Below are 26,395 nucleotides of genomic sequence, written 5' to 3'. Positions count from 1 at the left end.
AGAGGACGTATGAAAGCAAGAAAAATTCATAGAAACAACTTGATAGATTTGCTCCTGAGCTGAATTTAAGGAAAATCCCTGCCTGCTATTCGCAGTCAGGGATTTTATCATAATCGATAAATAACACAAGGTATATCTACAGCTTTTTAATCATCAGAACATGTGGTATGTTCTCTTCTAAAAAGACCTCTGAAGCTGTTTTATAGCCAAGCTTTTTATAGAAAGCCTCAGCTTGTGTTTGTCCATGTAATTTAGCCTCAGTTGCACCTTTTTCTTTGGCGATATCTTCTAAAGCCAGTGTGATGATTTTGCCAAGACCATATTTTCTAAATTCTTTTAATATACAGATTCTTTCCATCTTCCCTTTACCGTCTACAATTCTCACTCTGCCTGTACCAGCAGGTTGTTCATTATAGTACAAAATAACATGTTCACAATCAGATTCGAGCTTATCAAATTCATCAATTTCATTTTCAATTGGAACCCTCTGTTCTTTAACAAAAACTTCTTTTCTGATCTGAAGAGCTTTTTGCAGCTCATTTTCATCTGCTATTCTTTTTATTTCCATTATTATCACCTTATAATTTGTACCTTTCAAAATTATTATGTATATATTTTTCCATAACTGGTTTTATTTTTCTATAGTCTGTTTCTGTAATTAAGGTTATAATGCGAATAATAATTATTAGAGTGTTTATTTATCAAAGACTGTTGTCGTTAAATAGTTATGGGATTATTCTGATAACTAGTGATAGGATTCAAGCGCCTTTGGAGGTATTATAATGGATAGAATACTCAATCCAGGTGTAGATTTACATAAGGAAGCTGCTTTTTCTGAATTTTTGGCAGGTTGGCAAAGTATAGTTGATCTGGTCACAAAGTTTTCTGGTGCTCATGTGGGTCTTATAATGCGCATTACAAACAATGAGATAGAAGTTTTCGTTACAAGCAAGACCAAAGACAATCCATATAAAATTGGAGAGAGAGAGCGCCTTTATGGTTCTGGTCTTTATTGCGAAATGGTTATAAAAAATAAAGAAAAAGTACTGATACCTAATGCACTTAAATCTAAGCAATGGTCACATAATCCAGATTTGAAATATAATCTTTTATCATATTTAGGATTTCCAATTCACAATCCCGACGGCAGTGTTTTTGGTACACTTTGCTTGCTCGATAAAAAGGAAAATAATTTCTCCGATGATCTTATTCTTATGATGGAAAAATCAAGAGATCTGATTGAAAGTCAATTAAAAACAGTAATGTTTCAAAAGCAGATAGCCGATCAAAATAATGAGTTGAAGAACAAAGTTCAGCAGTTAAAATTTACAAATCAAAAATTAGAAGAAAGTGAAGAAAGATATCGTCTTATAACAGATAATATCAGTGATGTTATCTGGATACTTAATCTTAAACAGCAAAAATTCAGATATATTAGTCCCTCTATAACAAGACTTCGTGGAATTACCGTTGAAGAAGCACTTGCAGAAAAAATCGAAGATTCTATGACCAAAGAATCTTTTGCCAGAGTAATGGAAAAAGTAGAAAACTCAATCGAAAATTTTTTAACTGAAAAAGATCAAAGTCAATTGTCTTTCACTGAAATTCAGCAACCCTTAAAAAATGGTGATCTAATCTGGGTTGAAGTAGCAACAAGATATGTATTCAATGAAAATAATGAAGTGGAAGTTGTCGGTGTGAGCAGAAATATTGACGAAAGGGAAAAAAGAGAAGCCGAAATATTAAGGATAAGTACACACGATTATTTGACAAACAAGTATAACCGATCTTTTTTTGATCAAAGAGCCAAGGAAATGATACAGACAAAAGAGCGCTACCATCATCCGTTATCCTTGCTTATGATAGACCTTGATTTTTTCAAAAGGGTAAATGACAACTATGGACATATGATTGGAGATGAAATTCTGATAACTGTTTCTGATGTTACATCTTCTGTCTTGAGAAAAACAGATATTTTAGCAAGATTTGGTGGAGAGGAATTCATCGTGTTGCTGCCTGAAACAAATATGGAAAATGCTGCTGTTACTGCAGAGAAAATTCGAGCAAAGGTAGAGGAAACCATATTTTCACATAATATAAAAATAACTATCAGCATTGGTGTCGCAGAACATAAAGAAGGAGAAACGCTGGACGATTTGTACAGGAATGCAGATAATGCCCTATATACGGCAAAAGAAAATGGCAGAAATAAGGTTGCCGTGCACGGATAAGAGCAAAGCGAGTATAGCTATTATTGCTGTCCTGTATAATTTGCGAATATAAGATTTGCCCTCAGAAACCGTTTTACTTTTTAACAATTTAACTGTGAAAAAAAGTATTAGTATATCCATGGCAGAAATAATGATCAAATAGTTTATACCAAGCAGATCTAAAAAATATGGCATTAAACTAACAATAATCATAAGCATAAATAATATCGTTGAAACACGAAGGGCATTTTGTTTGCCGATAAGTATTGCAATTGATTTTACATTTCTTTTTCTGTCTCCTTCTATATCCATGGCGTCTGATGCTATTTCTTCCCCCAAATTAAATAGAAAAGCCATCGCACTAATAATCCATACAACTTTATTCCAGGGATCTCCTGCTACAAGGCCGCCAAACACTATAGTTACACCAACAGAGGAGCTAACCAGCAAATTCCCTATCAGCCCCATTGTCTTTAATTTCCAATTATATAAAAAGCCTAAAAGCCAGAATACGATATATATAATAATAGCTGATGAGCTGATAAAATATGAAACTATTAATCCAATCAAGGTAGTAGCTATTGCTAAATAAACACCTGCAGCAGGCGAGATTAAGCCAGAAGGCAAAGGTCTTTCAGGTGCGTTTATTTTATCAACCTCAATATCAAAATAATCATTTAGGATCATTGCGGGACTGGATAAGAAAAACCCCCATAAAAATCCCAAAATAAATTTAGAGATAGAAGGAAATTGTCCTAAAGCGGTTATTTCTCCTATTACTACACAAATGCCCGCCGCAAAAGGTAATTCCGGACGCACTAATTCAATATAACCCCTGATTTTATTTTTCATAAATACTATATTCTCCTAATGCATAAATAATCACTGAGGATTAACATCAATTTACTCTTATTCTTAAAATATCATTTTTTCACTTTAACTCGGCTTTCTTGAAATTAAAATAAGTTAATATGAAAAGTAGCAATGAAGTTACAATTCCTATTACAACTGCTTTAGCAAGTCCACCAGATGGTACCTGTTCTGCAGATGCAAGTATCACCTGTAAAAGTGTCGTTGTTTCATATAGTTTTATCCCAACATCTTTTAGCATTGCTCCTATTTGAAATATACCGTCAATAATTACCAATAGCAGCATATTCACTGCTAATGTTGAACCTACACTTTTCAGCCAAAACGATGTCAACACATAAAGCATCGAGCTTGAGCAAATAAGAAACATAAACATAAATAATGCTCTAAACATATTTACAAGCACATTAACTGTAATTGCTATACCAAAACCATTGATTAGCGTTGTTATAAGCGTAACAATTAAAACCTGAGTTTTTATAAGTACACAAATACCAAACATGTAAACCAATGTTTTACTAAATAGAATCGCAAAGCGACTGTATCCTGATGTAATTTCCGACTGTATTGCTCTGCTGGAAAAATCTTCGCCTATAAAAAACCCGGAAAAAATTCCTGCAAAAACAAAAATTAATGTTCTTAAGTCAATGAATTGAGAAAAAAAGATTTCATATCCAGAGATACTTTGCTCCTGCTCTATGGAGGAAGAAAGCAATGGAGATGCCAACCCAAATATTACCGACAAAACAAATAAAATTCTGAATCCTCGAGAGTATTTTAGTTTTAGAAACTCTCCCTTTAACAATTTATACAATACTATTTCCTCCAATTGCATGAATAAAATAACTTTCAAGGGTTTCCTCAATATAGGATAGCTCTGTAAGTAAAACATTTTCATCGTAAAAAGCCTGTGCAACTGTTTTTCTTGTGCTAAAAAAATCAAAGATTTTAATTTTAAAATCCGGCATTACAATAAAATTTTCGGTTTTAAGTTTGTTTTTGAGCACATTTTTTGCCAGTTCAACATCTTCTGTTTCAATAATGATATGCTTTTTGCATTTTTCTGTTAATTGTGCCTGATTTAAACGATCAACAATTATTCCTTTATGAATAATTATATAATCTGTTGCCAGCATGAATAATTCGCCAAGAATATGACTTGATATAAGGATTGTCAAATGGCGTTCTTTATTCAACTTAATGAGTAATTCTCTTATTTCCACAATTCCCACAGGATCAAGGCCATTTAGAGGTTCATCCAGAATAAGTAGTTCAGGATTACTAAGCAGTGCTACAGCAATCCCCAATCGTTGTTTCATCCCCATCGAAAAATTTTTGAATTTCTTTTTGCCGGTATCTGCCATACCTACTGCTTTTAATACTCTTTCTATAGCTTTATCATCAGCTATACCTCTTAGAGCTTTCTGGATTTCCAAATTTTCTTTTGCTGTCAAATTTGGGAACAAGCCAGAATGTTCAATCATGCACCCTATACGCTTGCGTGATTCCTCAAGTCCATTTGCCTCAGTTTTGCCAAAAAGCTCTACCTCTCCTCCAGACGGAAAAGCCAGCCCCGTGATAATGCGCAATAAGGTGGTTTTGCCAGCCCCATTCTGCCCTATAAAGCCATAGATTCCACCACGTTTAATATTTACACAAACATCATTTAGGACTAAGCTATGATTATAATATTTATTCAAATTTTTAATTTCGATAACTGAGGTATTCATTTTGTAACCTCCGTCAGAAAAATATTATCTACCATTTTTTCAATCAACTCGTTTCGAGTCATTGAATCATATAGGTCACAAAGCAAATAATTTTTATAATCATTTACATTCAGAAATAGCAACTGCAAAGGAACTACTATCTGAAGACCAAGAAGTTTCAACTCAGTTTCAGTTTTACTATTACTATAAACTTCTTTTAATAGTGGCAAAATCATTTGGGTAGTATTCAAGCTGCCCTTTTTCATATCATGAGCAAAAGCAATTTCTGCCAGATTATAATTGGCAAAAGCAACCTCAGCTATAGCCTTTACCATATTCTTTAACCTATCGATAGGAGGCAAATCACCCGCAGATGATTCTACAATTTCTTCAAAAATATTACCCATGCATATACCAACAGCCATATTAAGAAGATTTTCTTTTGAATTGAAATAGTAGTTGATCAAAGCACTGTTTACACCTGCTAAAGCAGCAATCTGACGGTTTGTAACAGTATTCATATCTGTTTTTTTTACCAATAAAGCTATAACTGTTTCCAAAATTTTATCTCTAGCATTTGCACCCAATATAATACACCTCAAATTTCATAAACATCTCACGACTCAAATCGCAAGATTTCTATTTTTTTATATAACTGAACATAATTTAACCGTGATTAAATCATAGTTTAATCACGGTTAAATGTCAATAAATATTTTTTGTTAATCCTCTGCTAACATAAGTGTTCTCTGCAGTTAACCATTAAATATAATTATTCCCATTTGAAAAATTTTAGTGCGATGCCTATACATACTATTGCAAGCCCTATCATCATAATAATAGACAGCAGGACACTATCAGCCGGCAAACCGAGCGAGGTAGCCTTTAATAATTTTATTCCCTGAGTCAGGGGTAAAATGTCAGCAAATTTTTGGAGTGCAGAAGGCATAATTTCATAGGGTAAAGTTGCACCGGAAAAAACAAGCATTGGGAAATACAATATACTAGCTAGAACACTGGCGATTTTATTATTAGGTGCGATCCCCCCAACCATTAAACCAATACTAAACATAGATATCATCACCAAAAAATATGAACCAAAAAAGGCAATTATGGAGCCGTTAAATTGGTAATTAAAGAAAATTGCCGCTACTGCATAAACAAGAATAAGAGATACAATCGCATAAAGAGCATATATTGCAACTTGAACTGCCAAAATAAGAGCCGGACTTATCGGGGTTACCTTGAATCGCTTTAGAATTTTTTTATTTCTATAATCAGATATAAGTAGCGGCAGACCCATTACACCGCCTGCACAAATAGCAATAGCTCCAACAGCAGCAAAAGACTGTTCTAAAAATGTATATTCAGCATTTTCAAAAGCTGCTTTATTACCATAAATAATGCCAAGAATAACAATAACTACTATGGGCATGCAAATTGCAAAAATAAACATATCCATGCCACGTAAGGATAATTTTAATTCTGTTTTAAACATTGTGCCAAATGCTCTCATCCTTTTACCTCCTCATCATCTGTATACCAAAGATATGCATCTTCAAATTTTTCATAAGGACTGGACGCAATGGCTTCTTCTACAGTTCCATAAAATATATTCTCACCCTTTTTGAGAATCATAATTTTATCGCACAATATCTCCACTTCATCCATAAAATGAGATGTTAAAAAAATAGTTAATCCGTTTACCTTTAATTCGGAAATGTACTTCCAGACATCTCTTCTTGCTCTCGCATCAAGACCGGTTGTAAGTTCGTCTAAAAAGACAATTTCCGGATCTGGAATCAAAGCAAGAACAATAAATAATCTTTGTTTTTGCCCTCCAGAAAGTTCGCTTACAAAACTTTTAAGTTTGTCTGAAAGGCCAAATTTTTTTAATAACTCAAAGTAATCTAACGATTTTTTATAAAAAGACTGTGTTACTTCACATAATTCTGAAACAGTAATTTTTTCCTGATAATTTGCTTCTTGAAATTGCACGCCTATTTTTTCAAATAACTTTTTCCGATCGGCATTAGGATTCAAGCCTAAAATAGATACGGTTCCACTATCTTGTTTTTTTGTACCCAACATACATTCGATGGTAGTACTTTTACCAGCACCGTTTGCACCTAGCAGGCCAAACACTTCACCACGGCAAATAGAAATATTTAAATTGTCTACTGCTTTGACTGTTGCATAGGACTTGCTTAAAGAATCTGCTTTGATTACAATTTCCACGTAAAAAAACCTCCTGATTTATTTTTCAGGCTTAGAATAACATCAGAGCAAAGTCTGGTGTCAAAGTGGAGGGTTTAATTAAAATCATGCTTCATTTTTTCAAGCTGATTAATTATTATATTTGCATTTACCTCGGCAAATTTTAACGATGAAAGTAATTTGTCACATACAGAAATAATGTCTTCATTGCTGGAAGGAGTATCTATTATTTCACGTATATTTGCTTGGGGATTCCTGGACAAAATAGAAAGCATACGCAAAATCGCTGTAAGAGAGTAATTTGCGCATCTCAGAGAACGAATTATTTTCAGGCGCCTTATGTCTTCATCTGTATATACACGGTAGCCGTTTTGTTTTCTTTTTACAGTTAATAATCCATTCATTTCCCAGTTTCTTAAAGTATCCATTGAGATTTGCAAATAATCAGATACTTGTTTTCTGGTCAGAAAATTGTTGTTGTTTTCTGGCTCTTCTCCTGATAGTAGTTGTTCTGAAATTTTAATAGCCTCTTCAGCATTTTTTTGTTCTTTTCTTAATTGTTGTAAATATTGATTAGCTAAATAAATAGCTTTATTAAAATCACCTTTAGCAGAAGTTTTAATGATATCAACAGCTTTTTTCCTTAAACCATTTTGCACAATTTCTACCTTTAATGCGATCCTTACAAGTCTTATCTGCTCCAAATGAAGATCGGAAAAAATACGATAACCATTTTCTTTTCGTACAGGCTTAGATATAAATTCGATTTTTTCATAAAGACGTACAGTATTAGGATGTATTCCTATTAATTTTGCGATTTCAGATGTTTTATATGTTTTATTCATATCTTATCGCCTCAAATTATTAAATCATAATGTCAAAAAATTGCCATTTTAGTAAAACAGCAACAAAAACAATATAAATAATTGCTGAAAGAATAAAAAATATCTTCTTTTTGGCTGATACTTTGTTTTTCCCAAAAACAGTTGCCATAATTCCCATCAAAATCCCAGAAAACACAAGTAGAATATTTAGTATTATCTGAGGTCTAACTTCACCAAATGACCTGTAGTTATTTGCCAGCATTCTTATTACCAACACTCCATTATTGATCAGAAGTGACGTTCCAGACAAAATAAACAGATTATAAAACTTCCTTGAACGTTTCTCCATAACAGATATTTCTATTTTTTTTCTTTTCCTATATAAAAAGCAAAGCAGTATTACAATAGATGCAGTCATAAAAAACACAGCAGAAATTATTGTCACCGCAGCGTCAGCAATGAGCCATGGTTTTGTATGTCCAGCAGGCAGAGGTAAGAAGTCTCCTGACATCCTTTGCACTTTGCCATCTTCCATCTCAAAATATATCTTATTAAAATTATATTCGAAAATAGCTCCTTCTGCTTGCTTTTGCTGATATACATATGGTTCTATTTGCTGATATGTAGCCTTTTGTCCGGCAAGACTCAGCTCAATAACATCTGTTGCAACTGCATTAACCTCCAGAAAAGAAAGAAAGCCATACAGTTTTAGAAAACCATTATGTGGTCTGCGTGCCGAAGTATAAGTTCCTTCTACATCATATACTTCTGGCAAATTTTCGTAATCTGGATAATATAACTGATTTTTCCCCAGTAAAGCCTGAGTAAGGCCTTGAGTAAGATTCATTTCATTAGCGACATTAGACAAAACTATGACACCTAAGTTTTCCTCTGGAACAATATTCATCTGTGCTGTAAAGAAGGCTGTATTACCACCATGACCATATCCTGTATATCGCCCATCAAATTCAATAAATCCATGAGCAAATCCTGTAAGTCCAGGCCCCATAGCATGACTTTGCGAAAGCATTTTATCCAAAGTTTCGCGCTTATCCAGCAAAAGACCTGCTTGGTTTTGTTCAGGCATTAAAGCTATAGCAAAACGTGCCAGATCCTCAGCAGTACCATTAGCAGCACCTATAGGATATAACGGTATATAACTCCAGTCTCCTTCTAAGAAATCATCACTATTAGATAGATAATAACCTTTTGCTTTATTTTGCCAAAGCCATGGTTTATCTTCCAGCTCAGGATGCATCGATGTACTTGTCATACTCGAAGGTAAAAAGATATTGTCTGTGACATATGTATAGAAATCCTGTCCGACCATATTCTCAACAATATAAGCCGCCAAAGCTACGGCATAATTCGAGTAAGCACTTACAGAGCCTGGTTTATATACTTGTTCAGGCTGACCGGTACGCAATATCTCTTCAAAACTCTTGTGAATACCTGATGTAACGACCACATCAAACAAATAATCCTCAAATCCCGTTGTATGACTCATTACATGCAGCAAGGTTATAGGATCATCATAGCGAATTTTTCTTAAAAAACCTTCTGGAAGATAAGATCGGATATCTTCTTCAAGACTAAGCTTACCATCTTCTACTAACTGCATAATAGAAGTGTATACGAACAGCTTGCTGACCGACCCATATTCAAAAATAGTCTTTGCGGGATCAACTGCAATTTTATTATCAATATCAGCAAAACCATATCCTTTTGAAAACAAAATATGTCCATCCTTGACCACAACAACCGTCAGACCAGGAGAAGTTTTACCAATATACTCCGATACATAATCGTCGACAAATGATCCTAACTGATCAAAAGGAACACCAGATGGGGTTTGTCTTTCTGCTGCCAAAACAGGAAATTGCGCAAATATAATTCCTATTATAATTAGTACTGCCACCGGCCACTTTTTCATGTCTGACTCCTTTAATATGGTCGAGCAAAACGATTCTCATATGCACCGTTCGATTTAAGTTTTTGATCCCAAAAGGAATTTATCAGTTTTTTCCCTAATAGTTTAAATAGAACTTCTATAATTTTTCCAAATCGAACCGGTCTTGCTAATTGCTCAATATCTGCAGAATTAAATTCACCGTTTACTACGAGATTAGTCATGGTTTTTGTCATTGGGGCAATCATTTTTCCCTGAGCTTGTAAAGGTCTGTCATGTAAGCTTTCCAAACCACCATTAATAACTGTTCCAAGATAAGTTCTTCCCAATCGTAGAGCCAATTGTTCAAAATATGCTTCAAGATAATAAGATTGGCTGCTTTCAGGAAACCCTGATTGTACAAAAAAGCTTATACTTCCATCAGACACATTAAGGGTTTCAATAAATTCCATAACATGGGAAGGCATCGCATGAACGTACAAAGGCATAAAAAGCATAATATTTTTTTCTTTTTCAAAACTTCCAGACCACTCTTGCCATTTGCTTTTTTCTTTCAAATCACGAATTTCAACCTTATCCCTAAGAGCTTCAGCAATCTTAAGTAGAATAATTGTCGAGTTGCTGCCACTTTTGCGTGGAGATCCATTATAAATAACTAATTTATCCATTGATTCAGTTTTGCCAAAAGGTATACTTTTATTCTTAGGTTTTCTTGATTCCAATAGCTTTAACTGAATATTATTGTTTTTTTCTTTTGTGATACGATAAGCTTTTGACTTAAAGTGATAAGCTGTACGATACAGATAATCTTCAATAACCTGTTCTTCCGAAACACTTAATCCCATTGCATCGTAAAAGAAAACCATGTCTGGATATTTTTCATATCTGGCAACATGGTGGCATTCTCCATCAACTAATTCTATATACGGATGATAATGTGGAATAGTTCTGTCTAAAAAAGCTTTAGCTTTATGGTTTATGAAGCCTTGAGCCGTATCCATTATCAAAATTACAGTATCACTGTTTACGTATGCTGGATAAATATCTGTCATAGAATCCTTGATTACACAGTTGCCAGGGGTTTTAAGCCAACAACTCCAGCAACCTGTACAGGCATTTATAGACTGCTCTTTCAGACTGATAATCTTTAGATCTTCAGCATAGAAAGTTTCAATCATACCATAAATTTCTTTTTCTGGATTATCTCTTAAATCGAAAACTGTTTTCATATTCACCTCTAACCAAGTCAGGCAGAACAAGTGCTGCCTGACTTTTAACGTTAGAAGTTATTATAATCTAAATCTGTTTTTATTTCTTTACCTGATAAAATTTTTCTTTGCAGCCAGATTTCTCAAAATTATCGCTGTCAGGATTAATGAGGCCATTATAATTAGTGGTAAAAGACTATTATTCTCACCTGTTTTGGGGATATCATTCTGCTCACTTGTTGATTCTGCCGAGCTTTCTGCTGATGTATTATTACTTCCAGATGAGCTGCTATTATCTTCTGTTGTTAAATTATCATTATCTGTTGAACCGCTATCATTTGGTTCTGTTGGCTCAGAAGTCACACCTGCAATTTCAAAAAATGTTTCTGACATTCCATCATTAAACAGGAATCTTAAGGTATGTATGCCTTTTCCCAATGTATTCAGATAACTTGCTTTCAAAGTTACTATTACACTGCCAGATTCCAAAGTATAGTTATCTGGATCTACTAAAACACCATTTACATATATTCCTACTAAGTCAGCCAAGTTTCCAGAACTTTTAATTGAAATTGCACCGTCAGTGTTTACTTTGTGTACCGAACCAGCTCCAGAAATAATTTCATAACTAGGCTCCGGATCTGGTTGTACTACCCTTTTGCTGGCAACAATAAGAACAATATTAGCGTTTGCAGATGGCATTCCAGACACTGTAATCTGACTGTCACTATTTCTGGTAACGCTTATTCCAGTACTGCTATCAACGCTATAACTTTCCGGGAAATAATAACCATCATCCGCAATATATATAACATTTTCCATAGGCTCAATAAGGTTTTCCTGATGCTCAGAACCTGAGTTTGCCAGTCTTGTCATATTGCTGTCACTGGGATTTGTAATTGTGACAGAGTATGGCTGTTTTACTGTGATTGAAATAGGATCACCCAATGCCGAGGCATAATCTGTAAGGCTGCCGCCATTTACAATTTCTGCAAATACATATAAATTATATGCTCCTTCGGCAAGACCAGCGGGAATTACAATCTGAGAAGATGTCGCTGAAGTATCAGTATTTATACCGCCATAATATAAAACTGTACCCTCGTTATCTGTAATCATTGCGGATACTTGATCAGCATTTGTTAATATTGTTGCGGGATCATGACTAACAGTTAATGTTTCAGACTGATAGCCAATAGCAAGATTAGTATTCCCTGCTGTTTTTTCCGCTAAAAGAGTATTGTCTGTTCCCTTTATTGTTAATTTCCAGGTATTAGCAGCCACATTATCATCGCTAATCAGCTCAAAAGAAGCTTTCTCACTAGCAACAGCAGATGTAAATAATATAGAAGAGCTATTTAAATTCAAAGCAGGGCGCACACCAATGGGTTGAGTATTCACAAACTGATATGTGATCCTGCCATCTCCATTTACATTACCTATAAGATGATCTGAATCTCTATCTGGCGAACGCAGCCACCAAAAAACTGTAGAGGGTTCATTTCCTACGTACACGCCTTTATTGCTGGCATATAGCGTAGCTGCTGATGGCTTTACTGTATTATTATTAGTTAAAGTATTATTCACCTGATAAAAACCATATCCAGGGGTTATAGCTTCTTTTGCACTTAACAAGAATATTTTATCACCAGTCAGACTACTGCCCCCTAACCAGCCTAATCCATCATTTACCAGGTGTTCTGTTTTCGAGGTACTATTAATTGCTGCCTGCTCCAAAGATAAAAATGCATTATCATAAAAACCTCCTGCAGTATAGCTATAAGCATTTTGACTGTAGGGAGCAGAATTTAGCCATTTACGTATATTACTGTCATGCCATAGATTTCCATCGGTAGTGCTTTCATTAAATAAAACACGATCCAATACCTTATTTGACAAAAGCAGCAAACTGTCTGACTGACCATCTTCGTTACTATCATTGCTATTTGATAATATATTCCACAAAATTGGTTCTTTACCGTTATTAGTATCATCATCTTGCTCATATTGGCCAAAATATAAATAACTGCCTTCCCAAAAAGATAAAAGACTTTCAGGGATTTTGGGGGTTTGGATACCGTTTATGCCTAAATTTATGTCTTTTACAATTGGTAAACTTTGATCATTATCTGCATATACTTCAATTGACTTGCTGATAGATGAGGTCATTCCAAAAATAACTGCTAAACTTAAAACAAAGGCAAATAATTTAAGACATAATTTCGTTTTCATAGTATTTCCTCTCACTTCATAAATCTATACTTAAATAATATTTTCCAAAACAAAAATAAAGCTTGAAAAATATTTTTAGCACAAAAAAACGATCCTCTCTGCATTAGGATAGTGTCGCTGATCAAAACCACACGCTACCCGCAAAAAGAGTATCGTTATTATCTGTATTATAATTTTTTCATTTTAAATAAGCAATATATTTAAACTAATTTTAACTAGCCAAGTGGGTAAAGTTTTATTTTCGAAAGTTTTCGCTGATATTTACTTAATTTTTCTTTTGCAAAAGGGTTGCCATGTGATGGATATACCATTTCAAAATCAAGATTTATCATTGTTTCCCATGATGTTTTATAATCGTCCATATTTTCTATCCAGATAATGACATGTTTTATGTTTGGTATGCCGTTCGCAGCCGCATCACCACAAAACAAAATTTTGTGTTCAAACAATAAACCTATAGAATCATGTGTATGCCCTGGCAACTCGATAATTTTACCTGAAAGCATCCGCTCTATCTCCGATTTATTCTCCTGATTTACAATTATATAGCGTTCTGGAGAATCAACAGGATCAAAACGATGTTCTCCTTTACCGAACAATTTCATAAATTGGCAAAAACTCCATGCCATTAAACCACTGCAACCACCATTAAAGTCGTTTTGTCCATATTTCAAGCGTTCAACAGCTTCAGGATGAAGTATAACTTTTGCTTTCGTTTTATCTAACAACTGATTGAGAAATCCTACATGATCATCATGCGCATGTGTAATAAGGATATAGGCAATATCATCAAAAGAAATCTGGTTTTTTATCAATTCTTTTTCAAAGTGCTTGTATTGTTCTTTATAGCCTGTGTCTATCAGAAGATATCCATCTTGTACTGCTATTAAATAAATATTACTGACCTTGTTACCTATGTTAATGATTCGATCTTCAACAGGCTTTCTCATCTTATACATATTTTCAATCTTTTTTCCTAGCTCATAATCTTCTTTTGTTATTTCATCTATGTATGAAATAACATTATCAACATTTGATATTGTTTTGTTAAGAAGAATAGTTTCCAATTGATTTCTAATTATATGAGCATTGTTTAATTTTTCTTCATCTTTAATATTATCAATCAACCAAATAGTATCAACCAGACTATCAAGTATATCTTCGTAAAAATATGGTTTCCCTTTATAAGAAAATTCTAAATTAGTCGTTTTTCCCTGCCACTCTGGCTCTTCCAAAGACTTTTCAATAACTTTCTTTGCATGACCGATAGCACATTTATGACCCTGACAGGCATTGCAGTATTCTGAACCCATACATATATTATCAAGATCGTCTTGTATATGTTGATAATAGTCATGAAGCATTTTTGATTTTGCCATAAATTCTGACTGTATACCCATACGCCTTTTTACAAAAAGGTTTCTAACCATTAGAAATACGACAAATGCTAACAAACCAATGAAAGGTACAATTATATAAGAGTTTACATATTGCTCAGGCACGGTTTGCCAAAGTTTTTGCAGACCAAAAAGCATGAAAATTGAAGCGGCAAGCAGTTTAATGCCTAATTCAGGAATTTTGTCACCTAGTTTTTTACCTACAATAATACCTAATGCTCCCGTAGCAATCATACCTAAAACTGTACCTGTCAATATCATAAGTGGATATGTAGCATCTGCGGCTAAGGTAATTGCTGTCAGCTGAGTTTTGTCACCAAGCTCTCCCAAAAAGAATGCTAAAGCAACAGTTGCTACAGGGCCAAATTGATTTTTTGTCTCTGTTTCTTCTTCATCATCAGACTTTAGAGTCCAAAGAGCAAAGCCTACAAAAGCAGCTCCCGCACACATCTGAATAATATTAATTGGAATCATTTTTGAGAGATAAGTTCCTAAAAGCACTGCCAAACCGTGGTTTAAAAATGACCCTATGCCTATACCCAGCAAAACTTTCCTAATAGGAAAACGAGTTGCAAAAGCCATAGCCAAAATCTGCGTTTTGTCACCCATTTCGGCTATAAAAATCAAAAAAAACGCTTTTGGTATTTCCTGAAGCATGTCTATCATATTACCCTCCCAGATACAAAAAAGACCTTTAGATTGTCAGACAGTTCGCCTGACAATCTAAAAGTCTCGCTTCTTTAACGTCTACTAAAGAGATAAGACCAGGATTACTCCAGCATGTTGATCTTATCTTGGTTCCCCATAGCTACTCCCTTTTAGAGCTTAAATAATAATATCATTTTATGAAAAAAATCTCAAGAAACTTTCTCAAACTGACTATTATAAAGTTCTGCATAGGTACCATTAGCAGTGATAAGTTGTTCATGGTTTCCTTTTTCAATTATATCGCCATCTTGCATGACAAGGATTAAATCTGCATTTTTTATAGTCGACAGTCTATGTGCAATAACAATAGATGTGCGACCCGCCATCAGCTTATCCATCGCTTGCTGAATCAAAACTTCGGTCCGAGTGTCAACTGAGCTGGTTGCCTCATCTAGAATAAGCATGGGTGCATTGTCTATCATGGCTCGGGCAATAGTTATAAGTTGTCTCTGTCCTGCTGATATTCCTGCTTCTTCATTTAAGATGGTATCGTATCCATCGGGCAAAGTTTTGACAAAATGGTGTATCCCAGCAGCTTTACAAGCTGCCACAACTTCTTCATCCGTTACATTCTTTTTATTGTAAACTATGTTCTCACGAATGGTCCCTTCAAAAAGCCAGGTATCTTGTAGAACCATACAGAAAAGATTATGTACATTTTCGCGGGTCAAAGATTTAATAGGTTTGCCATCAATCCTGATTTCACCGCTATCTGTTTCATAAAAGCGCATAAGAAGATTAACCATAGTTGTTTTACCGGCTCCAGTGGAACCAACAATAGCTATCTTTTGCCCTGCTTTGATCTCTAGTGAAAAATCATTAATAATTGTACGATTTTCTTCGTAACCAAATCTGACATTCTTAAACTCGATATTGCCGAGTGCTGTTTCCATGATATCTTGCTTGTAGTTTTCGTTTTCCTGCTCTTCTTCTTCTAAAAATTCAAATACGCGAAAGCTTGCTGCACCAGTTGATTGCAGACTTGTGGCAGACTGGGCAATTTGAGTAAGAGGTTGAGTAAACAGGCGAATATAAACCATAAATGCAACAATCACGCCAAAAGTAATATTCCCGTTAATTACAAGCATAGCGCCTACTGCACAAACAACAACATAACCAAGATTTCCAATAAAACTCATCAGCGGCATCATAAGCCCTGACATAAACTGTGATTTCCAGGTGCATGAATATAATTTCTGGTTTATTGCTGAAAATTTGTTATTTAATTCTTTCTCAGCATTATAGGCTTTTACCACATTATGCCCTGCATATACTTCCTCTACATGTCCATTTATTTCGCCAAGGAATTTTTGCTGTTCAACAAAGTACTTTTGAGAACGCGAAATAATTAGCATCATAAAAGCAAAGCCGATAACCGAAGCAAATATTGCGGAAAGTGCCATAATCCAATTAGTAATGAACATCATCACAATTGAGCCTGTTATCAAAGCTATAGCCGATACAAGACTACCGATACTTTGATTTAATGTCTGTCCAATCATATCTACATCATTGGTAACACGGGATAAAATATCTCCATAACTTGTTTTATCAAAATATTTCAATGGTAAAAGATTGATTTTTTTTGAAATATCAGCTCGCATACGTTTTGACACTCTTTGCGTAACTGTTGCCATTATAAATCCCTGTGCATAGGAAAGCGCAATACTAAATAAATAAAAACAAACCAGAACAAGTCCTATACTTCCTATTTTTACCAAATCTATATTGCCCATTAACCCTGCAGAAATTAAGTCAGTCATTTCTCCAAGCTTATCAGGGCCAAGAATTGTAAAGACTGTTCCGCCTATTGCAAATGCAAGTGCGATTATAATGGCGGCAAAATAAGATTGACAATATTTAATCAGTTTTCCCCAGGTAGCAGAAAAATTGTGATTTTCATTTTTCTCATTGATGGCGGCAAAAGATTCCATTGACGGTCTTCCAAAACCAGGTCCTCTACTCATCTTTCAACTCCTCCTTAGATAACTGTGAATAAGCAATTTCGCGATAAACATTACAGGATTTAAGTAAGTCGTTATGCTTACCTATGCCAGCAACTTTACCCTCGTCCAGCACAACAATCTGATCAGCATTTCTAATTGTACCGATACGCTGTGCAACAATAAATGTTGTCGCGCCAGATGTTTGCTCTGTTAATTGCTGTCTCAGCTGATTGTCTGTTTTATAGTCAAGAGCAGAAAAAGAATCGTCAAATATAAATATCTCCGGCTTTCTGCAAATTGCTCTGGCGATAGCTATGCGCTGCTTCTGCCCACCAGAAAGATTTGTTCCTCCTTGTGAAACAGAGGAGCCATATTTATCAGGCAGTTCTTCAATGAAATCTTTTGCCTGTGCAATTTCGACCGCAGTCATTATATCTTCCTGAACTGGTTTTTGTTTTCCATTTTCACCGAAAGCTACATTAGAATTCACATCTCCCGAAAAAATAACAGCACGCTGTGGTACATAGCCTATTTTATTATGCAAATCTTTTTGCTTATAATCACGAATATCAATGCCGTTAATTAAAATCTGCCCATCCGACACATCGTAAAATCGTGGAATCAAATTGATCAGGGTACTTTTCCCGCTACCTGTAGAACCGATAAATGCAACAGTTTCTCCGGAATTAGCTTTAAATGAAATATCATTTAATACATGCTCGGCAGCTCCCGGATACTTGAAGCTGACATTTTTGAACTCTACTTCACCCATCGACCATGTTTTAGTGTTCAGCAAACCATCTGTAATTTGCGGCTTTGTATCAAGCACCTCATTAATACGTTTAGCTGAAACGGAAGCACGAGGCAGCATTATAAAAATCATTACCAGCATCATAAATGCCATAACAATCTGCATCGCATAAGATGAATAAACTACCATATCCGAAAACAAATTTAGCCTTGACATCATACCCGCACCATTTATCAGATAGGCTCCTATCCAGTATATGGCAAGTGATAAGCCGCTCATAATAAATGACATGCCTGGCATCATGATTGCCATGATACGATTGGTAAAAAGATTGGTATTCGTTAGCTCAGTATTTGCCTGTTCAAACTTTTTTTCCTGATAATCTTCCGCATTATAGGCACGCACCACACGAACTCCGGTAATGTTTTCTCGCGTCACCCTGTTTAGATTATCGGTCTGTTTTTGTACAATTCTAAATTTGGGCAGAGCAAAAACTATCATCACCACTACCATAATAATCAGCAAAAAGAGTGCACTGCCTGTAGCAGCAGACCATTGCCAGTTTTTGCCTGCTATTTTAATAACGGCCCATGTTGCCAGAATAGGAGCTTTTAACATAACCTGAAGTCCCATAGCAACAATCATCTGTACCTGTGTTATATCATTCGTAGAACGTGTGATCAGACTGGAAGTTGAAAAATGCCCAATTTCTTCCATCGAAAACGCTTCTACTTTGTCATAAACCCTTTCTCTAAGTCTGCAGGATAACACTGCTGCTAGTCTTGCAGCCAGAAATCCTACAATAAAAGCTGTTGCCAGGCTACCGAAGGCACAAATCAGCATATATCCACCAACAGTCAATATATCTGATATCGTGCTGCCTTCAGTCTGTACCAGTCTGGTGATCTCTGCCATATAATCTGGCAATTTAAGGTCAAGCCAGACTTGAATTATTATAAGTCCCAAGCAAGCAATAACCTGGATCCACTCGCTTCGCTTTAATTGCTTAAGTATTTTAAACATGCATCATATATTACCTTTCCAATAAATTTTCTCATACTATTTAACCATATATCTGAAATCTCATTCACTGCGCAGTGCAATAACAGGATCTTTTTTGGCAGCTTTTCCAGAAGGAATCAAACCTGCAACTATACTTAATATCACACTCAGCAAGATTAATACTATTGCGCTGGCAAAAGGCAGTGCTGCATTTACAGCCGCAGTACCCAGAACAACATGAATAATCGCATTTACCGGAACAAGGAGCAGCAAGGTTATACCTATTCCCAACAACCCAGATATTAAACCTATAATGAGAGTTTCCGCATTAAAAATCTGTGATATATTTCTTTTTGAAGCACCAATGGCACGGAGTATACCAATTTCTTTTGTCCTTTCAATTACTGAAACAAAGGTAATAATTCCTATCATTATAGATGAAACTATTAAAGATATAGCTACAAAAGCTACCAGTATATACGTAATAACGTTGATTATTGTTGTTATGGAAGATATAAGCAAGCCGACAAGATCTGTATAACTAATTTGATTTTCTGCACCGACAGTACTATTGTAATCCTCAATACTGGCGGAAATTGCATCTTTATCCTCAAAGCTATCGGCATAAATACTTATAGCATTAGGAGAGTCCAGAGCAACAACGCCAAAACTGCTCATGTTGTCATCGTATGAATCGCCGTTTTCAGAGTCAAAAGCAGTTCCGCTAAGAACATTAATATCTGACATTTCCTCCTGGGCTTTAACTACAGCACTGCTGTTTGTTTGCTCAATAAGATAATCCGTCAGTGCTCTTGTATATCCAATATTCCCAGAAATAGAAGCATATGAATCATCATCGGCCAAACGAGCAACACCAACCACTTTTAACTTCACACTGTTTTCTAATAATTCTTCTACTTCTAAATTGTCATCACCAACATACTCATATACTCCACTGCTGTTTTCTTTATATAAGTCAGAAACAGACAACATATAATAGCTTTGTTCTAAAATATCTTCATAATTCCATTGATGAGATACGTATTCTATTTCTTCTCCATTTTCTATCTTTTCTAAAATTTCCTTGTATTCACTGGAAGGTAAAAAACCAAGCTCATAAAGAGCAGAAGTGGAAATTTCATTATTATGATCAAGTACCAGAATTACTTCATCATAGGCTTGCGGCCAGTCACCATGTATAATATCATAATTATCGGTTACAGCACCGCTGATCAAATCCCCGTCAGAACCGGGAAGAATCTCTGACAAGTTTGATGAGTCAGAACCGCTCATATCCATATTGCCCATCATCCCACCATTGGATGCTGAATTATTTAAGGGATTACCACCATTTGCTGACATCTGTGTTTCAGTTACAGAAGAAGCACTGTTATTGCCTGTAAAATCACTACCGTCAGTATTTATTATTTGTCCCTCCGGATCATAGGCATAGGCATTGAATTTCACATCATATGAGTATATAATTCCATTTTCCCCAACATACTGGTGGATTTCATTATCTGGATTATCCAGATATTTCTTAAAGTCAGTAAGGTTATTCTCTTTTATGCTGGCAGCTGCACTCTGTGCCAGTTCTAAATCTGAGGAATTTGAGTATATTGCGTCAAGTTCATGACTGACTTCAGAATTTGATGTCTGTCGTCCCGCAGCGAGCATACTATTTAGATCAAGTGATTGCGCTTCTATACTTATAGGGTATGAAGTCATTGTATCTCTCTGTATGCTTTCGATATAAATATTAACACCGTTAGAAAGCGCTAAAATCAGTGCAATCCCTATAATGCCAATTGAACCAGCAAATGAAGTTAAAATTGTACGCCCTTTCTTGGTACGAAGATTGTTAAAGCTTAATGAAAGAGCAGTTCTAAAAGACATAGAAGCTTTACCCATATTTTTATGCTTAATTTCTTTCATTTTTGAGTCATCGACTTTATACGGATTTGAATCATCAATGATCCTGCCATCATGCAATTTTATAATACGATTAGCATATTGATCCGCTAGTTCTGAATTATGCGTTACCATTACAACAAGTCTGTCTTTAGCAACTTCTTGTAAAAGATTCATTACCTGCACACTGGTTTCAGAATCAAGTGCGCCGGTAGGCTCATCAGCAAGCAAAATATCCGGATCATTTACAAGGGCTCTGGCAATGGCAACACGTTGCATTTGCCCACCAGACATCTGATTTGGTTTTTTATGGAGCTGATCACCAAGTCCTACATCCTCCAGAACTTTTTTTGCACGTTTTTTCCTTTCACTATTAGAAACGCCTGAAATTGTAAGTGCCAGTTCTACATTTGTCAGTATTGACTGGTGAGGAATTAAATTATAACTCTGAAACACAAAACCAATAGTATGATTACGATAAGAATCCCAATCCCTATCGGTATATTTCTTTGTTGAAATATTGTTTATGATAATATCACCCGAATCATAGTGGTCAAGACCACCAATAATATTCATGAGCGTAGTTTTACCAGAACCACTTTGACCTAAAACAGCTACAAATTCGCTGTCACGCAGGTTAAAACTGACATTATCAAGTGCCTCCTGTACCAGTGACCCGGTAACGTATTTCTTAGATATTTTTTTAATTTGAAGCATTTATGATTTCTCCTTTTGCAAAATAATTTATATAAGACTCTTTCAACGAAGCTGAGTTTACTCTCAAATCAAAAACTGAAAATAAACTGAACAGTCTAATAAAGTTTATTTTGAGTTAATTTCGTGGCATAATAATATAAGTATATGTAGGGAGGTCGATGCCTAATGTTCCAAATATTATTGGTAGAAGATGACAAAAATACATCTAAGCTTATGCAGGCAGTATTGAAACATGCAGGATATGAGGTTTTCTATGCCACAAACGGAATGGAGGCATTAAATCTTATGGATACTCAGCATGTTGATCTGATTGTTCTTGATATTATGATGCCAGAAATGGATGGGTATGAGTTTACCGAACTACTCCGCAGCGGCAAAGACAATACACCGATACTTATGGTTACGGCAAAGCAGCTGCCAGAGGACAAATGCAAAGGATTTATTTTAGGCACTGATGATTACATGACAAAACCAGTTAATGAAGAAGAGATGTTATTACGCATTAAAGCACTATTGCGCCGGGCCAAAATTGCAAGTGAACACAAATTACAGATCGGACAAGTCACTCTTGATTATAATTCTCTTACTGTTACTCGTGAGGGCAACAGCCAGACCTTGCCACAAAAAGAGTTTTACCTCCTCTACAAACTTTTATCTTATCCTGATCAGATATTTACCCGAATTCAACTTATGGACGAAATATGGGGAATGGAATCTGAAACAGTAGATACAACTGTTAATGTTCATATTAACCGCTTGCGCAAGCGGTTTGAATTGTATCCCGAATTTGAAATTGTTGCGGTTCGAGGCATTGGTTATAAGGCGGTGAAAAAAAGTGATTAAACGGCCTAAAAGATTCCGCAAACTTCATATGGCTCTGAGATTCGCTTTTCTTAACTTTATTATTATGCTTATAACAATATTTATGTTGTTTCTTGTATTAATTTTACTGAGCCACTTTGGTGTTGAAATTCCTGAATTTAGAGGCAAAATGCCACTTTTTATGTTTGCTATAGCAAGCTTGATTGTTGGCACAATCCTGTCTGTTTTTTTTAGTCGTTTTCCCCTTGCTCCACTTCGTAAAATTATGGCAGCAATAGATAAATTAGCCAGAGGGGATTTCAGTGTCAGAATTAATTTGCAAGGGCCAGATGAAATACAAAAATTAAATGCCAGTTTCAATCATATGGCAGAAGAACTTGGTAGTCTTGAAATTTTGCGGGCAGACTTCGTAAATAATTTTTCTCATGAGTTTAAAACACCCATAGTATCTATGAGAGGATTTGCCAAAATTCTTAAATACAGTGACCTAACCTTGAAAGAAAGAAATGAATATCTGGATATAATTATCAATGAATCCGAAAGACTTGCCGACCTAGCTACTAATGTATTAAATTTATCAAAAATTGAAAATCAGACAATCGCTACTGACAAAACACTATATAACGGCAGTGAACAAATCCGACGGGTCATTGTGCTTTTGCAAAAAAAATGGACAGAAAAGCAACTTGAAATCAACTTTGACTGTGATGAAATCAACTTTTATGGAAATAAGGAACTTCTAAATCAGGTATGGACTAATATGCTTGATAATGCTATTAAATTTTCTTATGAAAAGTCTTCCATAGACATTGATATTATTCAAACCCCGACCGATATTGCAATAACAATAACCGATCGGGGCATAGAAATGAGTGCTGAAACTATTGCACATATTTTTGATAAATTTTATCAGGGAGATACCTCCCACACATCAAAAGGAAACGGCATAGGGCTCACCCTTGCCAAAAGGATTATTGAACTGCATGATGGTCATATATCAGTCACAAGCAATAATGACAAAACTACATTTGAAATAGTTATTCCTGTATGGCATGAAAATCAAATGTAAAAATTTTATCTTATTAGAATATATCTAAATATTAGAAATTACTCTACTACTTTGAGCCAAATCTCCATATTAGTAGTTTCCGGCAAATGGTTTTTATAGAGTTCAGCACAAAATGGTTCTACCTCAAGCTGATGTTTTGGTATCCATATACCGTAAAGATACTGCTGTGCCTTATAAAGTGCATCCATTACAAGAGCTTCAAAGTTCTCTGCTTCAAAAGAACAGACAATATAATCTCCGGACGGCAATTCCCAATTAGTAAACTCCTCCAAAACCGTTTGTTCTTGTACCGCTGCACCTGCAAAATAATAAAATTTTCCTTCTTCTTCGCAAGGATAAGATACTCCAATCTTTTTGTTATCAGTGAAAACTTCTGATATGTTTTCTTTTTCATTATGGAAGGTTCTCCATAAAGCATCAAGCGGATCTACGCCTGACTCAATTCCAAGTCCAGCTAACAGATTTACAGGCATTTTTCTATCAAATCCGATGAAATTAATAGGCTTTATTAACACCTGCCTGTTTATTTCGATGACAATACCGTCTGTAATCAATGGAACACCTTCGTCTATCAAAATATAATTTAATAAAAGTTCAGGTTTTGTCATACGGTTCATGGTTTTTGGATTTTTGCGATGTTCCTCTGGCGTCATACCAAAAGTATCCTTAAAAGTACGAGTAAAGTGCTCATGAGAGGAAAAACCAAGTTCAAGTGCTACATCTAAAATACGTTTATCTTTTTGCATTAAATAATCTGCAGCTTTTGCCATACGACGAAGCTTAACATATTCTGCAACCGGTTTTTTTACCAGACGACTAAAAAGACGTTGATAATAAAAAGGTGATAGTACGGCTATTTTTGCCAATTTTTCAATTTTTATTTCCTCGTTCAAGTGTTCCTCAATAAATTCTATGGTTTTTTGAATTTGTTCCCATGCGTGCATTTTAGGCACCTCCTTTATTTCAGAATACTATGGCAAGGAGATTTAGCGCTTGTCTGTGAATGCTTTTTATTGAGGATTATTCTAAATTAATTATTAGCTATCTCTGCAATCCGATCAATATTATCAGCATAAATAAAGTGATTGCCTTCTAATATTTCATATTCAGCGTGGCTGCCTATTCGTTCAAGATGTTTATGCTGATATTCCTGTGGAGTCATTTTTAGCTGTTTATTTGGAGTTTCGTATGTTTGTCGGGAAATAATTTTAAAATATGGCACAGTTTGAGGAAATGGAAATTCCATGGTCTGTTTGATAAACTCTGATGAATTCTTCATTTGTTCCAAAACAGTGTCAGTCATTGAAAACCCTGCAAAAGCAATCATATCTTTAATTTCTTTTTCAGTGTATCCCTTAGAAATTAATCGTTTTTTATTTGCAGTTAAAACAGCTATAAGGGAAAGAAAACCTGTAGCTTGCTGGAATTTTATAATCGGAAGTATTACTTTGAAAAAGCTTGGCATTTTTTCATAAAATGCTGTAGAGGTGCCATCAAGACATATTATTTTTTCTATTTCTTCTGGATATTTTGCCGCATAATGTTCGCTAAATATACTTGATATTGAATGCGGCATCAAAACATAAGGTGCTTTAAATCCTGCTTCTTTTAGTGCAGTTCTTATCTCTTCAACATAATTTTCACTTGTCCGAGGGCTTGCTGTTTGACTACTAAATCCTACCCCAAAATATTCAACGACAACTACTTTGTTTTTTTCACTAAGTTTCCGCATTAGAGGTGCAAAATCTGCCGATGGAAGACCTACTCCCATACCAGGCAGTAATACAATGGTTTTATCTCCATTACCCATTGAATAAACATGCATTTTGCCATCTTCTACATTAACAAGTTGACCATAAGGATTTATTTGATCCAATTTATTATTAAAATACGTTGCATGTAAAATGCTCCCGATTATCATGAAAATTGTGATAATTGCAATAATTGTCCATAGTATGATCATGATTATATTCCCCCTATATTACTTATAGTTCAGTTTCTTCTACAGTTGAAGGTATATTCATTAGTATTTTCTTATTCAAAAAACTTTTTTTCTCCCTTGAAAAACACCTCCTGATAAAATGTTTTCTCAGAAGGTGCTTTATCTAGGATTTTTAAGTTTTATGTTCAATATTCTTCTCTATTACCAAATTCAGCATCTTCAACCCAATCTACCGGTCTGTTCACTAATTTAACCAATTCTTCAAAAAGGGCATAATGCCTCTTTTCTTCATTAATAAGAAATTGAAATAATTTTCTCTCAGAATCTTCTTCTATTTTAGCCATTAAATCTGAATACAGCTTTATACTTTGCTCCTCCAGATCAAGTGCTTTCTGATAAACGTCGAGTTGTATTGGAATTTGAGCAATATCATTTTTAAAATCAGCTAGACTGCTAAATATATTGTCTTTTTCAGACAAATTGGTCAATTCAGATCCCTCATTGATCTTGTTTTTATAATTTTGTAATAACTCTTGATGTTTTAACTCCGCTTTAACGAGCATCTCAAAGGCGCGAGCAATTGGATATTCTTTAAAAGCTATTGCCTGCTCACGATAATATTCTGCCGCATCGTTCTCCATTTTTATAGCAAATTCGATCGTTTTCATAAAGAATACTCCCTTCGTAAAACAAATATACTTTTTTTGTACTTTAGTCATGAATTTATCGTTTGTTTATCCATCAACCCTAACAGTATAATATCACACATGGACTGCATACCGGACTCAAAACTAATTGTTGATTTGGATAAGAATTCATAATCCAAGCAATACTTTTGTTGGGTAGCAGGTAATTATTCCAAGAGTTTTATCTTCCAGTTTAGCTTCATATACATATTCATAGCTAAAATGATTGTTTTTTCCTTCCACAAACATGCTAAAGTTTCCTCTG

The 26,395-nt window shown here is 35.0% G+C and carries 21 protein-coding genes; 3 read left to right on the top strand and 18 right to left on the bottom strand.

The features are described from left to right. Window positions 1-136: 136 nt before the first annotated feature. On the bottom strand, window positions 137-568 hold the full coding sequence (locus AC0KSB_RS11300; RefSeq protein ID WP_472309320.1) for a GNAT family N-acetyltransferase: 432 nt from the start codon (window positions 566-568) through the stop codon (window positions 137-139). 214 nt (window positions 569-782) lie between these two features. Between AC0KSB_RS11300 and AC0KSB_RS11295 the strand changes: the two genes are divergently transcribed. Continuing rightward, window positions 783-2,231 (top strand): diguanylate cyclase, encoded by a 1,449-nt coding sequence (locus AC0KSB_RS11295; RefSeq protein WP_472309318.1) that lies wholly within the window; start codon window positions 783-785, stop codon window positions 2,229-2,231. On the opposite strand, the gene AC0KSB_RS11290 is transcribed toward AC0KSB_RS11295, so the two are convergent. The 14 genes from AC0KSB_RS11290 to AC0KSB_RS11225 all read right to left on the bottom strand — a co-directional run bounded on the left by AC0KSB_RS11290 (window position 2,181) and on the right by AC0KSB_RS11225 (window position 21,611). After that, window positions 2,181-3,062: a UbiA family prenyltransferase gene (locus AC0KSB_RS11290; protein WP_472309316.1), complete on the bottom strand. Its 882-nt coding sequence runs from the start codon at window positions 3,060-3,062 to the stop codon at window positions 2,181-2,183. The genes AC0KSB_RS11295 and AC0KSB_RS11290 overlap by 51 nt on opposite strands. Before the next feature lie 79 nt (window positions 3,063-3,141). Beyond that, complete coding sequence (locus AC0KSB_RS11285) at window positions 3,142-3,894, bottom strand: ABC transporter permease (protein ID WP_472309314.1); 753 nt, start codon at window positions 3,892-3,894, stop codon at window positions 3,142-3,144. Beyond that, entirely contained in the window at window positions 3,887-4,810 is a 924-nt protein-coding gene (locus AC0KSB_RS11280; RefSeq protein WP_472309312.1) for an ATP-binding cassette domain-containing protein, read from the bottom strand. Before AC0KSB_RS11280 ends, AC0KSB_RS11285 begins: the two co-directional genes overlap by 8 nt. After that, a complete protein-coding gene (locus AC0KSB_RS11275) occupies window positions 4,807-5,349 on the bottom strand; it encodes a TetR/AcrR family transcriptional regulator (RefSeq protein ID WP_472309310.1) in 543 nt (180 codons plus the stop codon). The genes AC0KSB_RS11280 and AC0KSB_RS11275 overlap by 4 nt, the downstream gene beginning before the upstream one ends. Before the next feature lie 212 nt (window positions 5,350-5,561). After that, complete coding sequence (locus AC0KSB_RS11270) at window positions 5,562-6,305, bottom strand: ABC transporter permease (protein ID WP_472309308.1); 744 nt, start codon at window positions 6,303-6,305, stop codon at window positions 5,562-5,564. Then, window positions 6,302-7,027, bottom strand: coding sequence for an ABC transporter ATP-binding protein (locus tag AC0KSB_RS11265; protein ID WP_472309306.1), 726 nt, complete (start codon window positions 7,025-7,027; stop codon window positions 6,302-6,304). Before AC0KSB_RS11265 ends, AC0KSB_RS11270 begins: the two co-directional genes overlap by 4 nt. 74 nt (window positions 7,028-7,101) lie before the next feature. Beyond that, window positions 7,102-7,851: a MerR family transcriptional regulator gene (locus AC0KSB_RS11260; protein ID WP_472309304.1), complete on the bottom strand. Its 750-nt coding sequence runs from the start codon at window positions 7,849-7,851 to the stop codon at window positions 7,102-7,104. Between the two features lie 19 nt (window positions 7,852-7,870). Then, window positions 7,871-9,763, bottom strand: coding sequence for a serine hydrolase domain-containing protein (locus tag AC0KSB_RS11255; RefSeq protein ID WP_472309302.1), 1,893 nt, complete (start codon window positions 9,761-9,763; stop codon window positions 7,871-7,873). 11 nt (window positions 9,764-9,774) lie between these two features. Continuing rightward, entirely contained in the window at window positions 9,775-10,968 is a 1,194-nt protein-coding gene (locus AC0KSB_RS11250; protein WP_472309300.1) for a hypothetical protein, read from the bottom strand. An 87-nt stretch (window positions 10,969-11,055) separates the two neighbouring features. Continuing rightward, the gene (locus AC0KSB_RS11245) at window positions 11,056-13,179 is read right to left on the bottom strand and encodes a DUF6273 domain-containing protein (RefSeq protein ID WP_472309298.1); all 2,124 of its coding nucleotides are present in this window, start codon (window positions 13,177-13,179) and stop codon (window positions 11,056-11,058) included. A 215-nt stretch (window positions 13,180-13,394) separates the two neighbouring features. Then, a complete protein-coding gene (locus tag AC0KSB_RS11240) occupies window positions 13,395-15,242 on the bottom strand; it encodes a TMEM165/GDT1 family protein (RefSeq protein WP_472309296.1) in 1,848 nt (615 codons plus the stop codon). Window positions 15,243-15,433: 191 nt separating this feature from the next. Further along, on the bottom strand, window positions 15,434-17,218 hold the full coding sequence (locus tag AC0KSB_RS11235; RefSeq protein ID WP_472309350.1) for an ABC transporter ATP-binding protein: 1,785 nt from the start codon (window positions 17,216-17,218) through the stop codon (window positions 15,434-15,436). A 25-nt stretch (window positions 17,219-17,243) separates the two neighbouring features. Beyond that, the gene (locus AC0KSB_RS11230) at window positions 17,244-19,004 is read right to left on the bottom strand and encodes an ABC transporter ATP-binding protein (protein ID WP_472309294.1); all 1,761 of its coding nucleotides are present in this window, start codon (window positions 19,002-19,004) and stop codon (window positions 17,244-17,246) included. Between the two features lie 60 nt (window positions 19,005-19,064). Then, complete coding sequence (locus AC0KSB_RS11225) at window positions 19,065-21,611, bottom strand: ABC transporter ATP-binding protein/permease (protein ID WP_472309292.1); 2,547 nt, start codon at window positions 21,609-21,611, stop codon at window positions 19,065-19,067. 165 nt (window positions 21,612-21,776) lie between these two features. On the opposite strand from AC0KSB_RS11225, the gene AC0KSB_RS11220 reads away from it, so the two are divergent. After that, complete coding sequence (locus AC0KSB_RS11220; RefSeq protein ID WP_472309290.1) at window positions 21,777-22,454, top strand: response regulator transcription factor; 678 nt, start codon at window positions 21,777-21,779, stop codon at window positions 22,452-22,454. After that, window positions 22,447-23,502, top strand: coding sequence for a HAMP domain-containing sensor histidine kinase (locus AC0KSB_RS11215; RefSeq protein ID WP_472309288.1), 1,056 nt, complete (start codon window positions 22,447-22,449; stop codon window positions 23,500-23,502). The genes AC0KSB_RS11220 and AC0KSB_RS11215 overlap by 8 nt, the downstream gene beginning before the upstream one ends. Before the next feature lie 38 nt (window positions 23,503-23,540). On the opposite strand, the gene AC0KSB_RS11210 is transcribed toward AC0KSB_RS11215, so the two are convergent. From AC0KSB_RS11210 to AC0KSB_RS11200, 3 genes are all read right to left on the bottom strand, one after another. Next, complete coding sequence (locus AC0KSB_RS11210) at window positions 23,541-24,446, bottom strand: AraC family transcriptional regulator (RefSeq protein ID WP_472309286.1); 906 nt, start codon at window positions 24,444-24,446, stop codon at window positions 23,541-23,543. 86 nt (window positions 24,447-24,532) lie between these two features. Beyond that, complete coding sequence (locus AC0KSB_RS11205) at window positions 24,533-25,465, bottom strand: alpha/beta hydrolase (protein WP_472309284.1); 933 nt, start codon at window positions 25,463-25,465, stop codon at window positions 24,533-24,535. Window positions 25,466-25,629: 164 nt separating this feature from the next. Beyond that, window positions 25,630-26,112 carry a ferritin-like domain-containing protein gene (locus AC0KSB_RS11200; RefSeq protein WP_472309282.1) on the bottom strand — a complete coding sequence of 161 codons (483 nt, stop codon included), beginning with the start codon at window positions 26,110-26,112 and terminating at the stop codon, window positions 25,630-25,632. Window positions 26,113-26,395: the final 283 nt, after the last annotated feature.

The sequence above is a fragment of the Ercella succinigenes genome (assembly GCF_900002895.1).
This window is presented reverse-complemented; position numbering and strand designations above follow the sequence as displayed.